Origin of the sequence: Corynebacterium amycolatum SK46 (assembly GCF_000173655.1) — a bacterium.
Taxonomy (GTDB): domain Bacteria; phylum Actinomycetota; class Actinomycetes; order Mycobacteriales; family Mycobacteriaceae; genus Corynebacterium; species Corynebacterium amycolatum_A.
The window spans coordinates 36,682-59,279 of sequence record NZ_ABZU01000008.1; the positions used below are offsets into that span (position 1 = coordinate 36,682).

Annotated in this window: 17 protein-coding genes; 10 read left to right on the forward strand and 7 right to left on the reverse strand. The window is 60.0% G+C overall.

The window, feature by feature from the left end; translation table 11 throughout:
- Positions 1-390 precede the first annotated feature (390 nt).
- The 3 genes from wzm (at position 391) to CORAM0001_RS06500 (ending at position 3,401) form a co-directional block, all read left to right on the forward strand.
- On the forward strand, positions 391-1,299 hold the full coding sequence (wzm, locus tag CORAM0001_RS06490) for a galactan export ABC transporter permease subunit Wzm/RfbD (protein WP_050773618.1): 909 nt from the start codon (positions 391-393) through the stop codon (positions 1,297-1,299).
- A gap of 46 nt (positions 1,300-1,345) precedes the next feature.
- A complete protein-coding gene (gene wzt / locus CORAM0001_RS06495) occupies positions 1,346-2,128 on the forward strand; it encodes a galactan export ABC transporter ATP-binding subunit Wzt/RfbE (RefSeq protein WP_005510871.1) in 783 nt (260 codons plus the stop codon).
- Positions 2,129-2,294: 166 nt separating this feature from the next.
- Positions 2,295-3,401: a glycosyltransferase gene (locus CORAM0001_RS06500; RefSeq protein WP_005510878.1), complete on the forward strand. Its 1,107-nt coding sequence runs from the start codon at positions 2,295-2,297 to the stop codon at positions 3,399-3,401.
- A 393-nt stretch (positions 3,402-3,794) separates the two neighbouring features.
- On the opposite strand, the gene CORAM0001_RS06505 is transcribed toward CORAM0001_RS06500, so the two are convergent.
- The 6 genes from CORAM0001_RS06505 to CORAM0001_RS06530 all read right to left on the reverse strand — a co-directional run bounded on the left by CORAM0001_RS06505 (position 3,795) and on the right by CORAM0001_RS06530 (position 9,958).
- Positions 3,795-4,925 (reverse strand): PDDEXK family nuclease, encoded by a 1,131-nt coding sequence (locus tag CORAM0001_RS06505; RefSeq protein ID WP_005510867.1) that lies wholly within the window; start codon positions 4,923-4,925, stop codon positions 3,795-3,797.
- A 154-nt stretch (positions 4,926-5,079) separates the two neighbouring features.
- A complete protein-coding gene (locus tag CORAM0001_RS10900; protein WP_005510974.1) occupies positions 5,080-5,721 on the reverse strand; it encodes a hypothetical protein in 642 nt (213 codons plus the stop codon).
- Positions 5,722-5,731: 10 nt separating this feature from the next.
- The gene (locus CORAM0001_RS06515) at positions 5,732-7,654 is read right to left on the reverse strand and encodes a glycosyltransferase (protein WP_005510931.1); all 1,923 of its coding nucleotides are present in this window, start codon (positions 7,652-7,654) and stop codon (positions 5,732-5,734) included.
- Positions 7,655-7,672: 18 nt separating this feature from the next.
- On the reverse strand, positions 7,673-8,191 hold the full coding sequence (locus CORAM0001_RS06520) for a GtrA family protein (protein ID WP_005510889.1): 519 nt from the start codon (positions 8,189-8,191) through the stop codon (positions 7,673-7,675).
- 78 nt (positions 8,192-8,269) lie between these two features.
- A complete protein-coding gene (locus CORAM0001_RS06525; RefSeq protein WP_005510882.1) occupies positions 8,270-9,253 on the reverse strand; it encodes a hypothetical protein in 984 nt (327 codons plus the stop codon).
- Positions 9,254-9,304: 51 nt separating this feature from the next.
- Positions 9,305-9,958 (reverse strand): hypothetical protein, encoded by a 654-nt coding sequence (locus CORAM0001_RS06530; protein ID WP_005510965.1) that lies wholly within the window; start codon positions 9,956-9,958, stop codon positions 9,305-9,307.
- A gap of 19 nt (positions 9,959-9,977) precedes the next feature.
- Between CORAM0001_RS06530 and CORAM0001_RS06535 the strand changes: the two genes are divergently transcribed.
- The 6 genes from CORAM0001_RS06535 (at position 9,978) to CORAM0001_RS06560 (ending at position 19,307) form a co-directional block, all read left to right on the forward strand.
- A complete protein-coding gene (locus CORAM0001_RS06535; RefSeq protein ID WP_005510976.1) occupies positions 9,978-10,205 on the forward strand; it encodes a hypothetical protein in 228 nt (75 codons plus the stop codon).
- 113 nt (positions 10,206-10,318) lie between these two features.
- Positions 10,319-11,788 carry a decaprenylphosphoryl-beta-D-ribose oxidase gene (gene dprE1 / locus CORAM0001_RS06540; protein ID WP_005510894.1) on the forward strand — a complete coding sequence of 490 codons (1,470 nt, stop codon included), beginning with the start codon at positions 10,319-10,321 and terminating at the stop codon, positions 11,786-11,788.
- A 25-nt stretch (positions 11,789-11,813) separates the two neighbouring features.
- Positions 11,814-12,575 carry a decaprenylphospho-beta-D-erythro-pentofuranosid-2-ulose 2-reductase gene (gene dprE2 / locus CORAM0001_RS06545; RefSeq protein WP_005510898.1) on the forward strand — a complete coding sequence of 254 codons (762 nt, stop codon included), beginning with the start codon at positions 11,814-11,816 and terminating at the stop codon, positions 12,573-12,575.
- A 110-nt stretch (positions 12,576-12,685) separates the two neighbouring features.
- Positions 12,686-14,707 carry a galactan 5-O-arabinofuranosyltransferase gene (locus CORAM0001_RS06550; protein WP_005510919.1) on the forward strand — a complete coding sequence of 674 codons (2,022 nt, stop codon included), beginning with the start codon at positions 12,686-12,688 and terminating at the stop codon, positions 14,705-14,707.
- 132 nt (positions 14,708-14,839) lie between these two features.
- Positions 14,840-18,238: an arabinosyltransferase domain-containing protein gene (locus CORAM0001_RS06555; RefSeq protein ID WP_005510904.1), complete on the forward strand. Its 3,399-nt coding sequence runs from the start codon at positions 14,840-14,842 to the stop codon at positions 18,236-18,238.
- A gap of 40 nt (positions 18,239-18,278) precedes the next feature.
- A complete protein-coding gene (locus CORAM0001_RS06560; protein ID WP_005510865.1) occupies positions 18,279-19,307 on the forward strand; it encodes a TIGR00730 family Rossman fold protein in 1,029 nt (342 codons plus the stop codon).
- A 27-nt stretch (positions 19,308-19,334) separates the two neighbouring features.
- Here CORAM0001_RS06560 and CORAM0001_RS06565 read toward each other — a convergent pair whose 3' ends face one another.
- Entirely contained in the window at positions 19,335-20,318 is a 984-nt protein-coding gene (locus CORAM0001_RS06565) for a glycoside hydrolase family 25 protein (RefSeq protein ID WP_005510962.1), read from the reverse strand.
- A gap of 106 nt (positions 20,319-20,424) precedes the next feature.
- Between CORAM0001_RS06565 and CORAM0001_RS06570 the strand changes: the two genes are divergently transcribed.
- The gene (locus CORAM0001_RS06570) at positions 20,425-22,458 is read left to right on the forward strand and encodes a M13 family metallopeptidase (RefSeq protein ID WP_005510906.1); all 2,034 of its coding nucleotides are present in this window, start codon (positions 20,425-20,427) and stop codon (positions 22,456-22,458) included.
- The last annotated feature ends 140 nt before the right edge of the window (positions 22,459-22,598 follow it).

The window sequence follows — 22,598 nt, forward strand, 5'->3', positions numbered from 1 at the left end:
CCCATATAGGATAATCTTTATTCCCTCTTAGTAGTTGCTTAAAATTGGCCGAACTTTTCCTGCCTGTAGCCATGCGCGAGCACTCCCGGTGCGTGAACAATATGCACCAGCTGCATGCCATAAAGCAGTTACAGCGGCGATTGTATGTAAGTTTTCCAGGGTCACATAACCAGTCACATAACCAACTGTGGAACCAGCCTAAGAAGCACCACGTCACCACCAATGACGACCATCCCGCGCAACCGTTGTTCGCCGTCACGACGTGGAATAATGGCTCGCCCGGTGCCGTCGGTATTCAATCTAAACCGCCCTAGCTAGTAGTTTGGAGACGTGACTAACGCAGAAAATGATCGCCAATCCGCAGCTGCAGCCGACCAACCGGCCGATACTGTGCGCAGTGGCTCCGCTATCCGCACGGAGGAAACTCTCCGTCGTGACATTGCGCGCATAACTGACGCAACAGGTGAAGCACCGGCTTTCAAGTCGCGTTCCCGCACCATGGGCGCTGCCTGGCAGGATTTGGTTACCGGCTTCGGCCAGCGCGAGCTGTGGCTGCAGCTGGGCTGGCAGGACATCAAACAGCGCTACCGCCGCTCCACGCTTGGCCCTCTGTGGATCACCATTGCCACCGGCGCCATGGCCCTCGCCCTCGGCCTGCTGTACTCGCTACTGTTCCAGCAGGAGCTGGCGTTCTTCCTGCCACACGTGACCGTTGGCCTGATCATCTGGGGCTTCATCTCCGGCTGCGTGCGCGAGGGAGCAACCGTCTTCATTGAAAACGAAGGCCTAATCAAACAGTTGCCCAGTGCACTGAGTGTTCACGTCTACAGGCTGGTATGGCGGCAGCTGCTCTTCCTGGCCCACAACATGGTGATCTGGCTGATACTCGTGCTGGTCTTCCGGCCGGATTTGGGCTGGAACTTCTTCCTGGTCATCCCCGCGATGGCGCTGCTGGTGGTCAACGGTGTGTGGGTGACGATGTTCTTCGGCATCATCGCTACGCGCTACCGCGACGTGGCACCACTGCTGGATTCCCTAATTCAGCTGGTGTTCTACATGACCCCGATTGTGTGGACCACCAAGACACTGGAGGAACAGGGCGGTGCCGTCGCCGAACGCGCACGCATCGCAGAGATCAACCCGCTGTTCCACTACCTGGAAATCATCCGTGCCCCGCTAACCGGCGAGCCTGTGGATACCTACCACTGGTGGATCGTCCTCGCCTGCACCGCAGTCGGGCTACTGCTGGCACTCGGGGCCATGCGCCTGTGGCGCTCCCGCGTGAGCTACTGGGTTTAGGCCGCAAGGACCGTCGTAAAGCGAATAGAACTAGCAAGGGATAAGCATGGTCAGCATTGATACTTACAACGCGTGCGTTGACTTCCCCATTTTCGACGCCAAATCGCGGTCGATGAAGAAGGCGTTTCTCGGCGCCGCGGGTGGTGCGATTGGCCGCAATGACTCCAACGTCGTGGTCATTGAGGCTCTGAAGGACATCAACATTCACCTGCGCGAGGGCGACCGCGTCGGCCTGGTAGGCCACAACGGCGCAGGCAAGTCCACGCTGCTGCGACTCCTGTCGGGCATCTATGAGCCCACGCGCGGTGCTGCCGATGTACGCGGCCGTGTGGCTCCGGTATTCGACCTCGGTGTCGGTATGGACCCGGAAATCTCAGGCCTGGAAAACATCATCATCCGCGGTCTGTTCCTGGGGCAGACGCGCAAGCAGATGAAATCCAAGCTCGACGAAATCGCAGAATTCACCGAACTCGGCGACTACCTGCACATGCCACTGCGCACCTACTCCACCGGTATGCGCGTGCGACTGGCGCTCGGCGTGGTCACGTCCATTGAGCCGGAGATTCTGCTTCTCGACGAAGGCATCGGAGCCGTCGACGCCGCATTCATGGCGAAGGCCCGAACGAAGTTGACCGAGCTGGTCGACCGCTCCGGGCTGCTGGTGTTTGCGTCGCACTCGAATGAGTTCCTGGCGCAGCTGTGCGACACGGCGCTGTGGATCGATCACGGTACGGTTCGACAGGCAGGGCTTGTCGACGAAGTGGTCGAAGCCTACGAAGGTAAAGAGGCCGCCGACCAGGTGCGCCGCGTGCTCGCGCAGCGACGGTAGTAGTTTCGCCGGGAGTCCGGGCGCAGTTGCCCATCGTGGCCTAGCGGGCGGCTCGCGGGCAGCTGGTGAGCGGCTGGCGGGCGGCGCGGATGCTTGGAATTGCCCACCCGGAGCAACATGGCAAGATAGACAGCAATAAAAACAGTAATAAACGGTACTTCACCCGATGGAGAACGAAGTGAGCGAAAACTCGGCTGACCACCCAAAGCACGATGAGGCAGCAACGGCCGCAATCGTGGTGACTCACAACCGCATCGAGGACCTGCGTCAATCGCTTCCCATCGTTGCTAGCCAGACCCACATGCCGAAGTGGCTCATCATCGTCGACAACGGCAATGACCCAAAGGTCAAGGAGCTCGCTGAGCAGGTGGCGGCGCAGCAGTCGTCGGAAAGCGGATCGGCGCCGGAAATTCACTACCTCGGCTCCAAGACGAACCTGGGCGGCGCTGGTGGTTTCGCACTGGGCATGCTGACTGCGCTGTCGCTGGGCGCGGAGTGGATTTGGTGCGCCGATGACGACGGCCGCCCGGAGGACTCCTACGTGCTGAAGGCGCTGCACAGCTGCGCGCGACGCCACCAGCTCGATGCTGTCTCGCCGGTGGTCTGCGATATTAAGGCCCCGAACAAGCTGGCATTCCCCCTGCGCCGCGGGCTGGTGTGGCGTCGTCACCGCGAGGAGCTTTTCGAAAGCGGCATCAACCCCAAACTCCCCGCAGTACGCGACTCTGAGGGGCGGAGATGGTTCACCAATTTCGCAGTTCAGAAGGCTGCGACCGGGCTCGAACTGCCTAGCGACCTCGAAATCATCGACAGCAACCACGACCTCCTGCCCGGCATCGCGTCCCTGTTCAACGGCGCGCTGTTTAGCGCCCGCTCGCTGGAACAGCTCGGCGTTCCCGACTACCGCCTGTTCATCCGCGGCGACGAGGTCGAATTCCACCGCCGCCTAGTCCGCTCCGGCCTCCGGTTCGGCACATGCTTGACGACGGCCTACCTGCACCCCTCCGGATCGGGTGAATTTGTGCCCATTCTCGGCGGCAAGATGCACACGCAGTACCCGACCAATGACTTCAAGCGCTACTTCACCTACCGCAACCGCGGCTACCTGATGAGCCAGCCCGGCATGCGCAAGCTCATGCCACAGGAGTTCCTGCGCTTCGGCTGGTTCTTCCTGGTCCAGCGCCGCGATGTCCGCGGCTTCTACCGCTGGTTCAAGCTTCTGAAGCAGGGCCGCGCGGAGAACTTCGAGCGCTTCGATCCGAAGTCGAAGTAGTTCGGGCAAGCATTGCGGCACTGACCTGCATATTTGACCTCGCCCGGGTCGTGTAGCCCGCATTTCGAGTACTCAGTGCACAAAAGTGTTACCTAACCCCTGGTTCCCTTTTCCTCCACTGACATATCGATGAGGTATTCACTCATCGATGCGCTACAACCTGCGCATAAGTGAATAGTCCTACGATAAGTGCGCGGGCCAGGCCAACAGCATGGCCATAAGTCCTGAAATATCATCGATAAGTGGCGGGAAGTTGGCCATAAGTCAGCACGACGGCCCAAAAGTGTCGATGAATGAAGTGAAACTGGCCATAAGTCGCTGGAAATCCGAGCCAATCCGCTCGAAATCGTTGCCAGTCCGGTCAGCACAATTGCAATAGGTCAGCAGCTGAACTTAGCTGGAGTCGCGCGAGGTCGGTGCATTTTCCAGAAGCTGCAAACGCTGCTTACGCTGCTGGATTCTGGACTCACGGAGCTGCCGATCTTTATACGGCACAGTGGCTTGACGAAAACGCCCAACTTCGGACGAAAACACCAACCCACCTGCCTGAATGCGCTGCCTCTGCCGAATAGCGAACTGTCGCAAGACCTCCACGCAGTCCCCATTAATGACCTGTGACCATTGGAAGCGGAGTACATCTAAGTGGAGATTCCTCAGACGCTTCTCCCGAGCTTGCTCTTTCAGAAGCACAGTCTCCGTAGCCGCTACCCCGCCACCGGAATACTTAGTCAGCCCATCGAACTCAATGATCAAATTCAGATGAGGCACATAAAAATCGACGCGCCCAATGAATCCTCCGCTGTCATAGAACTCGACTTGTTGCATGAGCACGCATTTTTCGTCGTAAAGCGTGGCAATTCCTGAGTCGATTATGCATTTCTTTGTGATTGACTCACCGATGGTTTCGCTGTGTGCGCTGGCAGTTCGAAGGAGCTCACGGGCACGACGGGTCCCCGGGGAACGTGGGTAGTTTGTGAGGACTGTATGCAATTCTTCGAGGTCACACCACTGTCGTAGTGCGGTGTCAACGACGATTGGCCCGTTTTCGGACTCGCTGGTGCGGCAAATATCGATGACGGTTTTCGGCACATCGGTAACGCAGCGCCCACCAATGCGAACGATGTCTTGTTCGAGGATTTTGCCGCCGACATGGCGCAATCCGCCGCCAGGTCGGCGCAGGCCGGAATTGGCAAGCGCGATTGTGGCATTTCGGACAAGCAACGGGATGCCATGCAACGCAGCGGCTGCTTCTCCTGTAATGATGGTCTCCGAGCCAGGCTTGACCAGCGCTTTTATCTGTAGTTGAAAACGTTCGAATGCTGACAGCGCATTCCACCGTGAGCAATCGATGTAGGTGCCATACGCCAGTCTGAGCAGGGATCCATCTCGAATATTTGCGCTTCCGACGTGCCCGTGCAGATTATCCAGCTCTGACTTGGCACTGACATATTCACAAGGATGCTTGATTTGTTTCTGCACAGCCGCGTGGATGAGGCCATCGGAATCGTAAGTCCAGTTAGGCATTGGTTTAGGCACGCTCCCCGAGGTGGGCTACAGGAATTCACGCATGGAATTAGTGCCTTCATTTATGGCCGACTCCGTGAAAATTGGCAGCAGAAAAGCCGCCGAATTGCCCGTTTCTGTGGACAATTTGGCGGCTGTGGATAACTGTCAAAAGTTAACCTCTTGGTGCATCTTCGAGACGGATACCAAAAGGGACTCCGGGATCAGAGGGCCAATAGTATTCATCATCCGAAAAGGTAATAGTGGCGCGCTCGCCATCGCTGTGCAGTGCCGGATTGACGATTGCCTGTTCAATCGTGCGCGTCTCCGGCCCGTTTTGCCCCGACAGCTGTGCAGTAACTTCGGTCGGCTGGTCCAGAATCAAGATTGCGTAAGGTCCCCTGTCCGGTGAACCGGGGTTAGGATCCTGGCGCTGCTCATAGGCTAGAACTTCTGCTTTGGTCTGGAAAACCTTCACGGTTCCCGTAATCGAATTGGTTCCAGACGTGCTTGACGAAGAACTAGAACCCGAACCAGACCCAGACCCCGAAGCCTGCTGCCCCGCCGTCGGATTCGGGCCACCATCGTCCCCAGCACTGCTGCCAGCACCGTTGTCATCAGCAACCACGGCATTGCTTTCGCTTGACGACGACACACTGCCCTCGGCAGCCGCCGAATCGTCACCTCGATCCCCGGACATCTTGATAAACAGGAACAGAGCCAGCAACAGGATAATCAGCACCAATAGCCCCAAAATGGCGATGAGCTGTTTGCGCGTTTTGTCGCCTGAGCTATACGGCGGCGTGGGAGTAGTCATGACCGTAAAGCTACTCGCCCTGGAAGAACTTCTCCCAGTTTTCCTCGCTGGTCAGCGACGGTACGGCGGCACGCCACTGCTTCGCAAGGTCGTCCCACTTGGAGGAAAGTTCGCGCATGAGGCTGATGGCCTCGGCGCGCATGGACTTTTCCTTATCCAGGTCGCGGACCAGATGACGCACACCGTTCTGGGAGGCATCGGTGACCCAGACATCGTCGAAGGTGGAAATGTGCCACCAGAAGGAGTCCTCGAAGGCCACGGCCACCGGACCCGGGCGCTTCTTGCCCATCTGGGTGTACGCAAGCCGCTTTGCCATCGTCTTGTTTTCGCTGGAAATCTCGTGTGACGGCGGACGCACCGGGGTCAGACCGCCCGGCATTTCATGCATGGGCAGCAGCTCGGTCTCCGGGAAGTTCTTTCGACCAGCAGAGATGCGAGCGAAGTCGCCCTGCGATGCGTTCTTCAGCACCTCTGGTCCACGCAACAGGTCACGGACAGCTTCCATTTGCGTCCAGGCCAGGCCGTAGCGCATGGAGACCAGGTTCGAGAGGATTCGTCGTGAAGCGACGTTGACCATGTCCTTGGCTGTGACATCACCGTGCATCGTGGCGGCGATAAGCGCGTTGCGCAGGCCGAAGTACTGGGCAGCGTTTTCGATGTCCTTCCAGTAGAAATCGGCGTGCCAAACGGCTGCGCCCGGAAGGGTGTCGGTCGGGTAACCGGCCTTGGCAGCGCGGAAGCCAAAATCAATGTCGTCGTACTGGAAGAACAGCGGCAGCGCCAGGCCAATCTTCTTAATGACCTCGGACGGCACCAGGCAGGTCCACCAGGCGTTGTAGTCAACGCCCAGGCGACGCAGCTGGTGGTACTTGCGCACGTCCACGTCGGCGTAACCGAACTTGGGGTCGTTCTCCTCGACCGTCAGCGCCTTCCAGTTGTAGGTCTCACCGGTGCGGAAGAGGCTGGTCGGGTTGAACAGGAAGAGCATCTGCGCGCCGAGCAGCATCGGCTTTTCCGCGCATACGGCCAAGGCGGATAGGCGCAGGGTGGTTTCGGGCTCGGGGCGGATGTCGTCGTCGGTAAGCAGCACCATGCAGTCGCCCGCAGCGGTGGCATCGCGCATGCCGCGGGAGAAACCGCCGGCGCCGCCGAGGTTCGGCTGGTGGACAACGTTCAGGCGCTCGCCGAGAATCTCCTTGGCCTGGATGAAGTCAGCTTCGTCGGCCGGGTGCTGTTCGCCCTGGTCAACGACGCGGATGGTGCGAACGCGCTCAAGGGCTGGCAGGTCCTCAGCCAGCGTGGCGACGGTTCGAGCACAGTCAACCGGTCGGTTGTAAGAACAAATGACCAGGTCAGTCGGAATATCGCGCTTGATAGCCGACTTGGGCACAACATAGCGGACATCGGAAATCTTTGCGCCTGCGTCCTCGGTGTCGAAGCGCAGGTGAATGGCACCGCCATCGGCGAAGCGGTCCAGCGGGACGGTCAGGCGCACCTCTTCATTGGCAGAACCCGACATTGGCGAGTGCTCACCGGTCCAGTTGCCGTCGGCATCCGAGCCGCCCGCTGCCCAGGAGTCCTCCAAGCGTAGGTGGCCGCCGATGTCCTCAGTGTAGGCCAGCACACGCGCGGAACCGACCACGCGTGCACGGATTTCGACCTGCTTAATTGAGGTCCAGCGCTGCCAGTAAGAAGCTCGGAAGCGACCGAAGTAGGTGTCAGTGCGCACTACGGTGTGGCGACCGAGCGTGATCGAGTTACGGGTGGCCTGCACCGAGCTGTCGTAGGCGCCAACGCCTTCGACTCGGTAGTACAAATCCGGCTCCACCCAATCAGCTGGGGGAGCAAACAGCACGCGCTGAATAGTCAGCATGTCAACATCGGTTTCGGCGGTCAGCTGAGTGGATTCCTTATTAGAAGCAGTCGAAGTCACGTCCCCCAGCGTATCGCGCTATTTCACACGGAAGATGAATACACGCTGAATGATGAAGTTAATTACCGTCGCAACGCCTTGCGCGACGACGAATGCGCCGAACTGTGCCCACTGCGCGTTCCAGCCCCAGGATTCGACGAGCCAGGGCTGCAAGACATTGAAGATACCGACCTGGGTGGCGTAAGTGATCAGGTACAGCACCGCAACTGCCAGCACCTTCTTGGCCGAGGACTTTGACTTGAATGTCCAGCGGCTATTGATGATGTAGGCCGTAATCGTGCCGAAAACCCAGCCGACCGTCTTGCCCCAGAAGTTGGTCGCCCCGAAGAGGTTGAGCATGATGAACGTCAGGCCGAAGTCCACCACCGCCGCGATGACACCGGAGATGATAAAGCGCATCATCTGCACTTTCAGGCCGTGCTCGTCCTTGACCTCCGTCGTCATCGGCGCCGCGGCCGAGTCCTCTACGACAAAGCCGTTTCCGTGGGAGCCGTTTTCGCGGTTCGGGTTTTCATTTGCTGTTTCATTCGCTGACACGCCTAGGAATTCTAGGCCACCGGCCAGCTAACAAACAGCCAGCGCGAACACAAAGAGGCAATAAAGAGGAGAAAAGAACTAACGCCGCAGCGCCTCACGCAGCAGATCCAGCCGCTCCACCGGCGAGAGTGCATCCTCCCCAGCTAGTCCCAGCGCACTCATCTCCGCCCAGCTAGCCGCTGCCAATTCCTCCACGTCCTCGCCGGATAGCGGGATGCCCTCGTCACTCTCCCAGCCGAGGCGCTCCATCACATGCGCCGCCACATCATGCCGCAGCTCATCCGAGGTCAGCGCCGCCAAACACAGCAGTTCCACCAACGCCGCATCGTGCCCGGCCGGGTCTTTCTCGGCGTCCTCTATAGGCAATGCACGCAATCGCTTGACGACGCTCTCCCCCGCCTCCCCGGTCAATTCCAGCGCGGTTGATTCCGACCTCTGCAGGTCCAGAGCCTGCAACAGGGGCACGAATTCAAACACCCCCGACCTCTCGATGATGTCCACCACATCGGCACGAGCGGTGGCCAACGTATTTTGAATAGAGTCCCGTCCGGTCAACTCCCTATTGATTGCGGCAATATCTACCGACTCCTCCGCGTCCACATCCCCCAGTGCGCGGATCGAACCCGAGCCACCGATGCACAGGGCATCCGGGGTGGCCTCATCGCGGGCAAAAGCTTCCCTGACCTGCAAAGTATGTTCCCACAGCCCCCATTGCCAGATAAGGGTATCGCCGGGACTTTGCAGCACCTCGGCGACTGTGGTGGACAGGGGAACATCGACGACTCCAACCGCTGCGGGTCTGCCGCCAGTCACCAACTGCGCCGCAGACTCCACCGCAGAGCCGGGCAAATGGAACTTCGTCGGCACGCTTTCGTCGCCCCACCCAAAGATGACCGCTAACACGCGGGACAGGCTTCGCAGATCCATCTGGTCATTGACCCCGAAGACGCGGTGGGCACTGCACGGTTCTTCCTCTAAAGAGGCACCGATAATGAGCGTGGCCGGTTCCGTGGCCACGCGAACGCCTGGGAAGGCGACTACGTTATCGGTCTGTGCTGCCATACCTCACAGCGTACGCAGGAAAAACAAGGTGGCCTGGATAGCAAAAACCCGCTACAATGCGCGCGTTTTTACCAGTGGAATCTGGCGAGGCTCCGCACCCCACGGCTCTACCAGGTACTTGCGACGCAGGCGCTGCGACTCCACAGCCATCCACTGCGCGACCAGCTCTTCTACCCCGCGGGCAAGCCCCAGCACCGGTCCTGCGACTTTTTCGCCAACATGCGGAAAATCAATGACCTCCACGTCGTTGACCTTGGGAAACCGCGGCTCCGTCAGATTTCCCTTGCCGGGCTTGGCCTTCTCTTCCTTCGCGGCGGCGCGCAGCTGTCCGATGTGGTCACGAATGCCGGCCACGGATGCCGGCAGGTCAATCACCGTGGCCTCCGCCTGTTCAATCGCCTGCGATAGCAGGTCCGCCCCCTCAGCACTCTCAGCACTCTCAGCTGCAGCGTCACCGTCACCATCGCCCGCAGTCACAGTCGCAACAAAGCAACCGGTGAGCAGATTGGTGGCGGCCTCCAGGGCTCCGTCGTCAAGCGGATCGACCAGCCATGCACCCGACAACCTCTCACCTGCAAAGGACGGCGAGAGCTCCACATGCCAAATGACAACGGGCGATGTGGAACTACATACGGCAAGGGTCTGCGGAGTAGCAGCGGGCGTGGACGTCATGAGGTTGATGGTATCGCGAGTGGCGGATCCCACGCGGGGTAGCCTGTATCGCATGTTCGACTTTTTTAAGAAGAAGCCGCGCGAAACCATCAATATGGCCGCCGAGTACACCAATACCCCGCTGTCGAACCAGATGGTCATGCTGTTTGCCGAGGAACTGCCCATCCTCGACAGCAAGGAACGCGCACAGGTCTACCGCGCACTCGAGGCCTACGACGGCCCGCAAATCACCTCGCAGGAAATGCTGCCGGAAGAGATCCGAAAGATTATGGATCTATAGTCTCTCCGTACATTTCGCTCGCTTTTCGACGGACCGTGCACGGCCCCAAGCGTGACCAACACCTCGGAGCGTCACGGGCGACGGAGCCGGTGCAAAGGGGTAGCCTAGCCTTGATGTCCACTAACACTAACGGCAAGTCCAGCACCGATGCTTCGAACGGTGCCTACGGAGCCGTACACACAGAAGCCAGGACCCTGACCGGTTGGGGTCGTACCGCCCCCGCTAAGTCCCAGGTGCTGTCGACGCCGGACTTGGATGAAATCGTTAACGCCGTCAAGGCTGTCGCAGACCAGAACTCCGACAAGCCTGCCCACCTGCGCCGCGGTGTAATTGCCCGCGGTATGGGCCGCTCTTACGGCGACCCCGCCCAGAACTCGGGCGGTCTGGTCATCGACATGCAGAAGCTCAACAAGATTCACTCCATTGACCAGGAGTCGGCGATTGTTGATGTCGACGGCGGTGTCACGCTGGACCAGCTGATGAAGGCCGCACTGCCCTACGGCCTGTGGGTGCCGGTGCTGCCGGGTACCCGCCAGGTGACCATCGGTGGTGCCATTGGTCCGGATATTCACGGTAAGAACCACCACTCTGCAGGTTCCTTCGGCAACCACGTGCTGTCAATGGAGCTACTGGTCGCTGACGGCCGCATCCTGCACCTCGAGCCGGAGGGCTCCGCGGACGACCCGGACGGCAAGCTGTTCTGGGCAACTGTCGGCGGCATGGGCCTGACCGGCATTATTGTCCGCGCTCGGATCAAGATGACCAAGACCGAGACGGCTTACTTCATCGCTGACGGCGACATGACCCACACTCTGGACGAAACCATCGAGTTCCACTCCGATGGCTCCGAGGAGAACTTCACTTACTCCTCCGCGTGGTTCGATGCCATCTCGCCGGAGCCGAAGCTGGGACGCGCCGCAATTTCCCGCGGTTCGCTGGCAACCCTGGCTCAGCTGGAGGAATACGCCCCGAAGCTGGCCAAGGATCCGCTGAAGTTCAACGCTCCGCAGCTGGTGACCGTGCCGGATATCTTCCCGTCCTTCACCATGAACAAGCTGACCATGATCAGCATTGGTGAGCTGTGGTGGCTGAAGTCCGGTACCTACCGCAACCAGGTGCAGAACCTCACGCAGTTCTACCAGCCGCTGGATCTCATCGGCGAGTGGAACCGTGGCTATGGCTCCAAGGGCTTCCTGCAGTACCAGTTCGTTGTCCCGCGCGAGGCCGTCGAGCCGTTCAAGGAGATTGTCCGCGATATCCAGCGCTCCGGCCACTACTCAGCACTAAACGTGTTCAAGCTGTTCGGCGAGGGTAACCGCGCTCCACTGTCCTACCCGATGCCGGGTTGGAACGTCTGCGTGGACTTCCCAATCAAGCCGGGTCTCGGCCAGTTCCTGGACGACCTCGACCGTCGCGTCATGGAGTTCGGCGGCCGCCTCTACCTGGCCAAGGAGTCGCGCACTTCCGCCGCTAACTTCCACCAGATGTACCCCGAGATGCAGAGCTGGCTGGACACCCGCAATGAGATCGACCCGCACGGTGTCTTCGCCTCTGACATGTCTCGCCGACTGGAACTGCACTAAAAGAACCGAGAGGATTTAAGCCCCAATGATTAATGCTGTAGGCGCTGCCCAGTCCATTCTGCTGCTCGGCGGCACCAGTGAAATCGGTCTGGCTATTACCGCCGAGTTCCTGAAGAAGGGCCCGGCCAAGGTCATCCTGGCTTCCCTGCCGAACGATCCGCTGCGCGAGGCTTCCGCTGAGAAGATGAAGGCCGCCGGTGCTTCCGAGGTGGTCACCCTCGACTTCGACGCAACGGACTTCGACTCCCACCCGGAGGTCGTCGATAAGGCATTTGCCGACGGCGACGTGGACATCTGCATCGTCGCGTTTGGCATGCTTGGCGACGCCGAGGAGCTCTGGCAGAACCAGCGCAAGGCCGTCCTGGCTGCGAACATCAACTACACCGGTGCGGTGTCGATGGGTGTTCTGGTTGGTCAGAAGTTCAAGGCTCAGGGTCATGGCCAGTTCATTGCCATGTCCTCCGTTGCTGGCGAGCGCGTGCGTCGCTCCAACTTTGTCTACGGTTCCACCAAGGCCGGCCTGGATGGTTTCTACCTGAACCTGGGTGAGGCTCTGGAGGAGTACGGCGTGAAGACCCTGGTTATCCGCCCTGGTCAGGTCCGTACCCGCATGTCCGCTGACGTGGACGAGGCTCCGCTGACTGTGAACAAGGAAGATGTCGCCAAGCTCGCGGTGAAGTCCGTCGAGGCGGGCAAGACCCTGGTCTGGGCTCCGCCGGCATTCCAGCTGGTGATGATGGTGCTGAAGCACATTCCGCGCCCAATCTTCAAGAAGCTGCCGATTTAAGAGCGCGTTTCGAAGGACTCGATGAAACTTGGCGGGGCTTGACGGGCTGACGTACCCACCTTTAGCTCCGCCGTTCGTCGGAGTCCGATTCCTGTGCAAAACTTGAGGGCATGGTAGACAAGCAGGCCGAAACCTCGAGTGCTGACACCACAGGTGCCGACATCACTAGCGCCAACACAACGGGCGCACGACCCTATAGTGAGCTGGCTGACGAAGACCGTTATGAGATCTTCAATGACGACCAGCTCTCCCTCAAGGCTGCCCTCCTCTACCTGGTCGCAGCGCTTGTGGGCGGTTCGGTTATCGCTCTGGCGTCCTGGTTTGTGTTCCACCGCCTGTCACTGCCTGCCTTTGGCGGCTCGCAGCTGACCAGGTCGGTCGCAACAGCGCTGATTGTCATCACACTGACGCTCACCACTGTCCTGCTGTATTTTTTCGCCACCAAGGGCAAAGACAATCGCCCCCGATGGCTAACGTGGTTGACATACCTAATGGCTTACATGTCACCGGCCATTTTGGTGGTCTCTGCCGTCGGCCTGCCGCTGGGCTCGACCAAGCTGTGGCTGGACGGCCTGTCTGTCGACCAGGAGTTCCGCACTGAATACCTCACCAGGATGGCTGCGGAGCCTGGCCTGCACGACATGTCGTACATCGACATCCCGTCTTTCTACCCCGCTGGTTGGTTCTTCCTGGGCGGACGCCTGGCCAATATTCTTGGCATTGCCGGCTGGGAGGTCTTCCAGCCCTGGGCGTTGATTACACTCGCCGCTGCTGGCTGTGTTTTGGTCCCGGTGTGGCAACGCCTGAGCGGCTCCCTGCCCGTGGCCACTGGCATTGCGCTGACAACCGCGGCGGTCGCTCTGGCCACTGTTGCCGATGAGCCTTACGCCGCAGTCGTTGCTATGGGTCTTCCGGCGATGACTGTGATGGCCTGGCGCGGTCTCACCGGCGCTTGGTCCGCCATGTTTGGCGTGCTCGTCTTCCTGGGTATTTCTGCGACTTTCTACACTCTTTACACTGCCGTCGGCGCGCTTATTGTGGTCGTGTTGGCCGTGGTCGCGTGGACGTCGTCAAGCTCGTGGATGCCTGTAGTGCGCCTGATTATTATGGGCGTGGGATCGATGCTGATTGCGGCGACGGTGTGGGGTCCGTACATGCTGGCGGTTGCGACGGGGGCACCGCGCTCGGGCGCGACAGCGACGCATTACCTGCCGCCGGAGGGCGCGCAGCTGCCTTTGCCGATGTTCGCCGCCAGCGTAATCGGTGTGCTGTGTTTCATCGGTGTCGTGCGCATGCTGGTCAGCGCCACAGAGCCGGATGCGCGTGCTCTCGGCCTGGGCACGCTGGTGCTCTATGGCTGGGTAGTGGCCTCGATGGTGGCGACGTTGCTCGGACGCACGCTGCTGGGGTTTCGCCTCACCGCACCGATTACGTTCATGTTGATTGCGGCTGGTGTGGTCGCGCTTGCCGACGCCCGTCTCAACGGCATCGAGAAGTACTGGCCGCAGGCGACACCAGCTCACATTGCCAAGCGTGTTTCCGCGGTAATGGCGGCAGTCTTGCTGCTGGCGGGCATTGGCTACGCGCAGTCGATTCCGAATAAGTTGCATGGCGCCATCGACTTGGCTCATACCGACACTGACGGTAACGGCGAGCGCGCGGACCGCTTCCCACCGAACGCCGGGGCGTGGTACTCAGCGGTGGACCAAACGCTGAAGGAGGCAGGGCTCGATCCGGCCCAGACAGTGGTGCTGACGGATGAGAAAAATTTCCAGGCACTCTACCCCTGGTACGGATTCCAGGCACTGACCAGCCACTACGCTAACCCACTGGGTGAGTTTGACCGCCGTAATCAGGCATTGGAGGAATGGTCGGAGATTCGCGACCCCGATGAGCTCGTGCAGGCAATGGTCGAAACACCGTGGCGCGGACCAGATGCCATTGTGCTGCGGGGCGAGGTTGAGACGTCTGATGGCGAGGATGCCGCGCCACTGACGTTGGACATCGCGGATGATATCTATCCGAACAATCCGAATGTGGTCTTCCGGAGCCTGAATTTTGCCCGCTCTGCATTTGAGAAGCACTGGCAGCTAAACCAGGTCGGCCCGTTCGTAGTGGCGGTTCGCAAGTAGGTATTCGCAAGTAGGTATTGGGCGGCTATCCCCTGCTGTAAACGTGATTCCTGTTACTAATGTGGAAACTGTGATGTAACTTTCGCGTTGCAAACTCAAAGAAAAACGCCAATTACCGTAGTATCTTTCCTTGTGACTGCCGAAACTAAAGAAATCAAAGAAAGTGTCGACGGCTCACCCGAAGTGACCATCGACCGCGTGGAGAGACCGCCTATGGACGGCCCCTCTCCTACGACACTGACTCGTTGGACAGCGATTATCGCTGGAATCGTCGGTTTCATTTGCTTTGTCATCACACCGTTCCTCCCGGTCGTGAATACTCAGTCCTCCGTGTCTTGGCCTCAGCGCGACACACTGAACTCAGTGGATGCACCGCTTATGGCGCAGGCACCGTTGGATTTGAGCGTCAATCTGCCTCTGTCGCTGACGGATGAACTCTCCGACAAGCGGACGACCCTGTTGTCGACTATCCCGCCGACCGCGGATAAGCCGACCAAGCGGGGTCTGATGGTGCGTTCGGGCAAGGACGGCCTCGACGTCATTCTGCGCGACAGCGTGGTGATGAGCCTGGATAAGAAGGAGCTTGCCAGCAACAAGGGCAAGATCCTGGAGATCCGCTCAAACGAGCATGAGACCACCGTCAACATCGACGGCGCCAAGAACGCCGACGGTGAGAAGCTCACCGCCACCGTACAGGGCGATTACCGTCCGCAGGTCACCGGTATCTACACTGACCTGCCCGCTGACGGCGACGCGGCCAAAGCGGTAGCCGATGGACTCGATGTCCACATGAACATCGACTCCCGCTACACCTCACATCCGACAGTGGTGAAGTACATCGTCATGTACTTGGGTCTGCTTCTGACACTGGCGTCCCTGGTCGCGTTGGCTCGCATTGACCGTATCGACGGCTCCTCCTTTACCCCACTGTTCAAGCGTGGCGCGTTGAAGCCAACTCCGCTAGACCTTCTGGTCGGCGCGATTCTGGTCGTTTGGCACTTCATCGGTGCAAATACCTCCGATGACGGTTACATCTTCACTATGGCGCGCGTGTCCGAGCATTCGGGTTACATGGCGAACTACTACCGCTGGTTCGGTGCTCCTGAGTCACCATTCGGCAGCCCGTACTACGACCTACTTTCCCTGATGGTGAAGGTCTCGACCGCATCTGTGTGGATGCGTCTGCCTGCGCTGTTGTCCGCACTATTGGTGTGGTTCATTATTTCCCGCATGGTCATCCCAAGGCTCGGCGATCAGATTTCCCAGCGCCGAGTGGCCTACTGGTCTGCTGCCGGTGTGCTGCTGGCCTTCTGGCTGCCGTACAACAACGGCCTGCGCCCGGAACCGGTCATCGCTCTGGGTTCCCTGCTGACCTGGGTATTCATCGAGCGCGCAATTCTAACTCGACGCCTGTTGCCAGCTGCAGTCGCAGTGGTTATCGCCACGCTGGCACTGGGTTCGGGTCCAACGGGCCTGATGGCAGTCGCCGCCCTGCTCGCGGGTATTCCGATGCTGGTGCGCATTGTCGTTGAGAGGCACAAGGCTCTCGGCGGTGGCTGGCAGGCCCCATTGATGCAGATTGCTCCGTTCCTGGCCGCGGGCACAGCCATTTTGGTGGGTGTCTTCGGCGACCAGACGCTGGCCACAGTGCGCGAGTCCATTCGCGTACGCAGCATCATTGGCCCATCGGAGCCCTGGTACAACGAATACGTTCGCTACTACTGGTTGGTACTGCAGTCAGTTGACGGCTCTTTCCCACGCCGCTTCCCGGTCTTGATTGCACTCACGTGCTTGGGCATCACAATTGCCGCGCTGCTCCGTCACCGCACCGTTCCGGGGGCTCTGGCAGGCCCGTCGGCACGCCTGGTGTTCATGTTCATCGGCACCATGTTCTTCCTGACCTTCACCCCGACGAAGTGGACTCACCACTTCGGCGTGTACGCGGGCATCGCGGCTGCTCTGGCAGCGCTTGCTTCCATGGCAATCAGCCACTGGGTAGCAGGCAACCCTCGCAACCAGCTGTTCTTTGCCGGTGGATTCACCTTCATCCTCGCTTTCTCGCTGATGGGTATTAACGGCTGGTGGTATGTCTCCTCCTACGGTGTGCCGTGGTTCGACAAGACCATTCAGTTGCGCGGCCACCAGCTGGGTTCAGCAGTATTGGCTCTGGCCTTGCTACTGCTGCTGGCTGGTGCCGTAATGAACTTCGTCCAGGAATTCCGCACCGAGCCGAAGTCGCAGGAAAAGTCGGCACGCGTGCGCCGTATCAATGCAGTTGCATCGTCCCCGATTGCGGTGACGACGCTGCTGGTGACGATGTTCATGGTGGCTTCGCTGGGCAAGGGCGCAGTCTCGCAGTACCCGGCATACTCGGTCGCCTCAGGAAATATCCGCTCCTTGGCTGGTCAGACATGTAATCTGGCGAGCGATGTGCTGATGGAAACCGATCCGAACGATGGCTTCCTGAATACCGTCGATGGCAAGCCGCTAGCGAAATCGCTGCGCGGTAGCGGCAAGAACCGTGGCTTCGACCCGAACGGCGTCCCGTCAAACATGAAGGCCGAAGCTGTGGACACCAGCCAGAGCCAGGCAAGTACTGCCGACACTGATGATCAGTCTACTGATCCGGAAGCCACAGTTGAGGGCGGTTCCGCGTCGGGCACCGACGGCGGCAAGCGCGCCGACAAGGGTGTCAACGGCTCGCAGGTCGAGCTGCCATTTGGTTTGAATCCGGATAAGGTGCCGGTGCTTGGCTCCTACTCCGAGGACATTCAGCGTCCTGCAAACCTGGAAACTTCCTGGTTCCAGCTACCTGAGATTGACGAGGACCATCCGCTACTCGTCGTATCGGCGGCCGGCCGTATCTTCCACCACGACATCAACGGTGTGGCTCAGCCGGGTCGCAAGCTGGTGGCACAGTACGGTCGCAAGGGCGGCGACGAGGATGGCTTCGAGGTCCTCTCCGAGTCGGAGCCGATTGATATCGGCCCTGCTCCGACCTGGCGTAACCTGCGCTTCCTGACCGAGGAGATCCCAGAGGGAGCCACCGCTGTGCGACTGGTCGCGGAGGACAATGACGTCTCCGAGGATCAGTGGCTGGCGCTGACCCCGCCTCGCCTGGCCGAGCTGCAGTCGATGACTGATGTCATTTCGCCGGAAACTGCGACTATCCCGGACTGGCCGGTTGCCTTCCAGTTCCCGTGCCAGCGTCCGTTCGACCACTACGCCGGTGTCGCGGAGCTTCCGGAGTACCGCATCACTCCGGACCGTGGTCTGAAGGTCGTCGGCGCAGATGTCTGGCAGTCGGTCGATGGCGGTGGTCCGCTCGGATTCTCCGACGCTGTGAATGAGGCTACGTCCGTACCGACTTACCTCAAGAACGACTGGCGCCGCGACTGGGGTTCCGTCGAGAAGCTCTCGCCGCGTCCGAATAAGGACAAGGTCAAGCCGGATGTCGCCGAAATTGAGTATGAAGATATCACTCACTCGGGTCTATACTCGCCCGGGAAGATGATTGTGAAGGATCCCTAGGCGAAAGAGCCTCGGCGCTTCCTTCACCTAAGGAGCCCGAGTGACTGCACAAACCCGTTCCATCGTTGTCGCCGCAATGGTTGTGACTGACCCGGTGGGGCGGGTTTTGTGCGTTCGCAAGCGGGGTACGGATACGTTTATGCTGCCTGGCGGCAAGTTCGAGCCGGGTGAGTCCGTCGATAACCCGGAGGTCACTGCCGCGCGCGAAGTCTCTGAAGAACTCGGCGTGGACATCGAGCTATCGCAGTTGCGTCCGTGGAATATCGCCCGTGCGGCCGCTGCCAACGAGGCGGGCTTCGAGGTCGTCGGCCACCATGTGCGCTATGTCGGCGAGTTCACCGATGAGCTGGCGAACGTTCAGCCCCACGCCGAGATTGAAGAGGTCCGCTGGCTCGACCCCTGGCTACCGACCGGGAAAATCGCCCCTATGCTGGTCGAAACCACTCTGCCGAAGCTCCGCGAAGAGCTGCCCCAGCTTGCCGCTGGCCGTGAGCAGCCACAGCGCGCACTGTCGTCACTAACTGTTTTCTGCGGCTCCGGCTTCGGTAACGATCCTGCCTGGCGCGTCACCGCCGAACGCCTCGGCCAGACACTCGCGGAGAATCGGGTGGAGCTCGTCTACGGTGGCGCGGCGATTGGTCTTATGGGCACGGTTGCTAACGCGTCGCTTGACGACGGCGGCAGTGTCACCGGTGTCATCCCCGAGGTCCTGGTCAAGAAGGAAATTGCCCATCCGCGGCTGACTCACCTGGAAACTGTTGCGACTATGGCCGACCGCAAGTCGCGCATGTACGAGCTTGGCGATGCTTTTGTTGCGCTCCCCGGCGGCGCGGGCACGCTGGAGGAGTTCTTCGAGGTGTGGACCCAGCAGCACCTGGGGATTCATGCCAAGCCAGTGGCGTTGCTGGGTCCGTCTGGCTTTTGGGAGCCGCTGTTGGCTCTGCTCCGCAACGTTGTGGATGCGGGCTTTGTGCGGCCGGAGCTTCTCGATGCGCTTATCGTCGTCGACGATGTCGACAAGCTCCTGCCTGCGTTGATTGCGTGGCGTGCGGGGCGGACGAAGTTTTAGCCTGCCCCCAGACTCCACAACACACCGCTAGTGAGCAGCAGCCAGCTGCTGCAGCTCAGCTTCGGTGCCGTTGAAGACGTCCTCGTCCACGTTGGTTGGAATACCATCGATGCGACCGGTAGAGGAACGCTGCCAGAAGGCCATGCTCTCCCAACCGCCCGGCAGTGAGGTCGGAGCACTGTCTTCGTAGGCGGCGAGCCACAGCGGGTAGTCGGTGAAGTCGGTCGAGTTACCCATCGAGTGCTGCCAGAACCAACGGTAGGTGTAAATCATCGGGGTTTCGCCGGTCTTTTCCTCAACGCGCTCGAGGAAGTCCTTGGTCCATTTCTGCAGCTGGGTTGGGTTGAGGCCATTGTCCAGCTCGATGTCCAGCACCGGTGGCAGTGTCTTGTCTGTGGAGATTTGTTTATCGCGCTGCTGCAGTGCTTCTACGTACTGGTCAGCCTGCGCAATTGCGGAGCGATCCGGGTGTGCCTTGTGGTAGCTGCCCACATACAGACCGGCCTTCGCTGCGGCGATGGAGTCCTCGAGGAAGTACTTCTGGTCACCTTCGACACCGTCGGTGGCCTTGATGAAAGCGAACTTCTGGCCGCTGGCTGCGACCTCGTCCCATTTCAGCGCTACGCCACCTGGGCGCTGCCACTTAGAGACGTCCACACCCTTCGGCCCCATGTGGAAACCGGTGCGTTCCGACTTAGTCGATGAATTCTCGGATGATTCAGCCTGATCGCTGGGCTCAAGGTTGGACTCAGCGCCCTCAGTTCCCTGCTGCCCCTCTGCATTCGGAGCAACAGGCGCATCGGTGATGCTCGGTGATTCAGTCAAAAAGTCGAGCGACCCCTTGGAATCAGCAGCGGACGGGTTGGAGTACGCAGATGCTTCCTGCGGCTGTGCGTCTGCCGGCGCAGTAACGCCCAGGGTCAACGGGGCAACGGCCACGATGCCTGCCAGAGCGGCGCGGCCCGGGCGTCGCTTCAGCACCGCGGTCGCGGAAAGTGGAAGAAATTTCATGGTTTGCACCTTACCCCCTAAACCACTTCAGCCCCATTCGTAAGCCTAAACTTATCCCACCCCTCCAGTCACAGCTTCAATCCGCCCTTGCCCCTAGACTGGCGGCATGACAAATAGCACTGATACTGAGACCCAGTCCGCAACGTCCCAATTCTCAACGACTCCTCGTCCACAGGATGACCTCTACTTGGCCATCAACGGTGAGTGGATTAGCAATCACGTCATCCCGGCTGACCGCCCCATCGATGGCGCCTTTTACAAGCTGAGGGATGAGGCGGAGGAAAACGTCCGCGAGCTCATCACCACTGCCGCCGATGCGGATCCGAATTCCCGCGTCGCTCGCTTGTACAACTCTTTCATGGACGAAGCCGCTATTAATGACGCCGGCGCTGCTCCACTCGCGCAGGATTTAGAAATGATTGCCTCCGCCGAGAACGCACATGAGCTGGCGTTGGCGCTCGGCCGCCTCGACCGCCTTGGTGTCGGTGGTGCGCTCGGGTACTGGGTAGAGAAGGATTCTGGCTCGGACCTGGATGCTCTTTATCTGTTGCAGTCGGGCCTCGGCCTCCCGGATGAGGCTTACTACCGCGAGTCTGGTCACGCCGACACCCTCGCTGCCTATGAGCAGCATGTTGCCGCTATGTTGAAGCTCCTCTCCTCGCATGATGACGGCGCGGGGGACCTCTCCACCGCGCTTGCTGCATTCGAGTTGGTGGACCCGGCCGCTGCGGCGGCGCGCATTGTGGCTTTTGAAAAGCGCATTGCCGCTGGTCACTGGAATGTGGTCGATACCCGCGATGCGCTGAAGACCTATAACAAGACGGCTATTGCTGACCTCCCCACCGGCTTCCCGGTCGCGGAGTGGCTCGCGGCCACCGGTGTCAACGAGACGAACCAGACTGCCATCGACACCATCGTGGTGATGATGCCGTCGTACTTCGAGCACTTGAGCAAGCTGTGGCAGGACACTGACCTGGCAGATCTGCGCCTGTGGGCACTGTGGCGCGTCCTCCACCAGCGCGCCGCCTACCTGTCGGATGACTTCTCTGCGGAGAGCTTTAACTTCTACGGCCGCACCTTGCAGGGTTCGACCGAGCAGCGTGCACGCTGGAAGCGTGGTGTTGCCTTTGCGGACGGGGCGGTTGGACATGACGTCGGCAAGCTGTATGTGGAAAAGCACTTCCCGCCAGAGTACAAGGAGCAGGTTCTGGAACTGGTGGACTACCTGCTGGCGGCATACCGGGAGCGCATTTCGCAGCTGCCGTGGATGACGAAGGCGACGCAGGAGCGGGCACTGGAGAAGCTGTCGCTGTTTAAGGCCAAGATTGGTTACCCGGAGCGTTGGCGTGATTACTCGGCGATGGAGCTCGGGGGTTCACTGATGGACAATGCTCGCGCTGCCAGCGCTTTTGCGCATGATTATGAGGTGGCAAAGCTGGGCACTCCGGCCAATCGTGATGAGTGGCATGGCACTCCGCAGACGGTCAATGCCTTCTACAATCCGGTGGTCAATGACATCACGTTCCCGGCTGCGATTTTGCAACCGCCGTTCTTCTCACCAGATGCTTCTCCGGCGGAGAACTTCGGCGGCATCGGTGCGGTCATTGGCCACGAGATTGGCCATGGTTTTGATGACCAGGGCTCGCAGTATGACGGTCACGGCAACCTCCACCAGTGGTGGACGGATGAGGATCGCGCAGCTTTTGAGAAGCTGACCTCCGCACTGGTGGATCAGTACGAGGGCCTGGTTCCGCAGGCTCTGCGCGAGCAGGCCGAGGAGGGCGCTGACCTGCCAGGTGTCAATGGTCGCTTCACTCTGGGCGAGAACATCGGTGACTTGGGCGGGCTCGGTATTGCCGTCGTCGCTTTCCGGCGTTTCCTCGCTGCCCGCGGAAAGGAACTTGGGCTGGAGGACGCCCCAGAGACCTACCGTGACCTGTTCAAGCAGTGGGCGCTGGTCTGGCGTTCCAAGATCCGTCCGGAGTTTGCACGCCAGCTGCTTGCCATCGACCCGCACTCGCCGGCGGAGTTCCGCTGCAACGTCATTGCCAGCAACATCGATGAGTTCCATGAGGCCTTCGGCACTTCAGCGGGCGACGGCATGTGGCGTGAGCCGAATGAGCGCGTGAATATCTGGTAATTCTGCGGGAACCCAACCTGCGCTGCGTTTCCCTACGACATCTTCTGGGCCCTCCGAGGCCTTCCGCAGCCTCCGGGGACAGCCAACGCCTCACCGTTTACTACAAATGCAAAAGCTGACTTTTTGTTTTTGCAAATGTG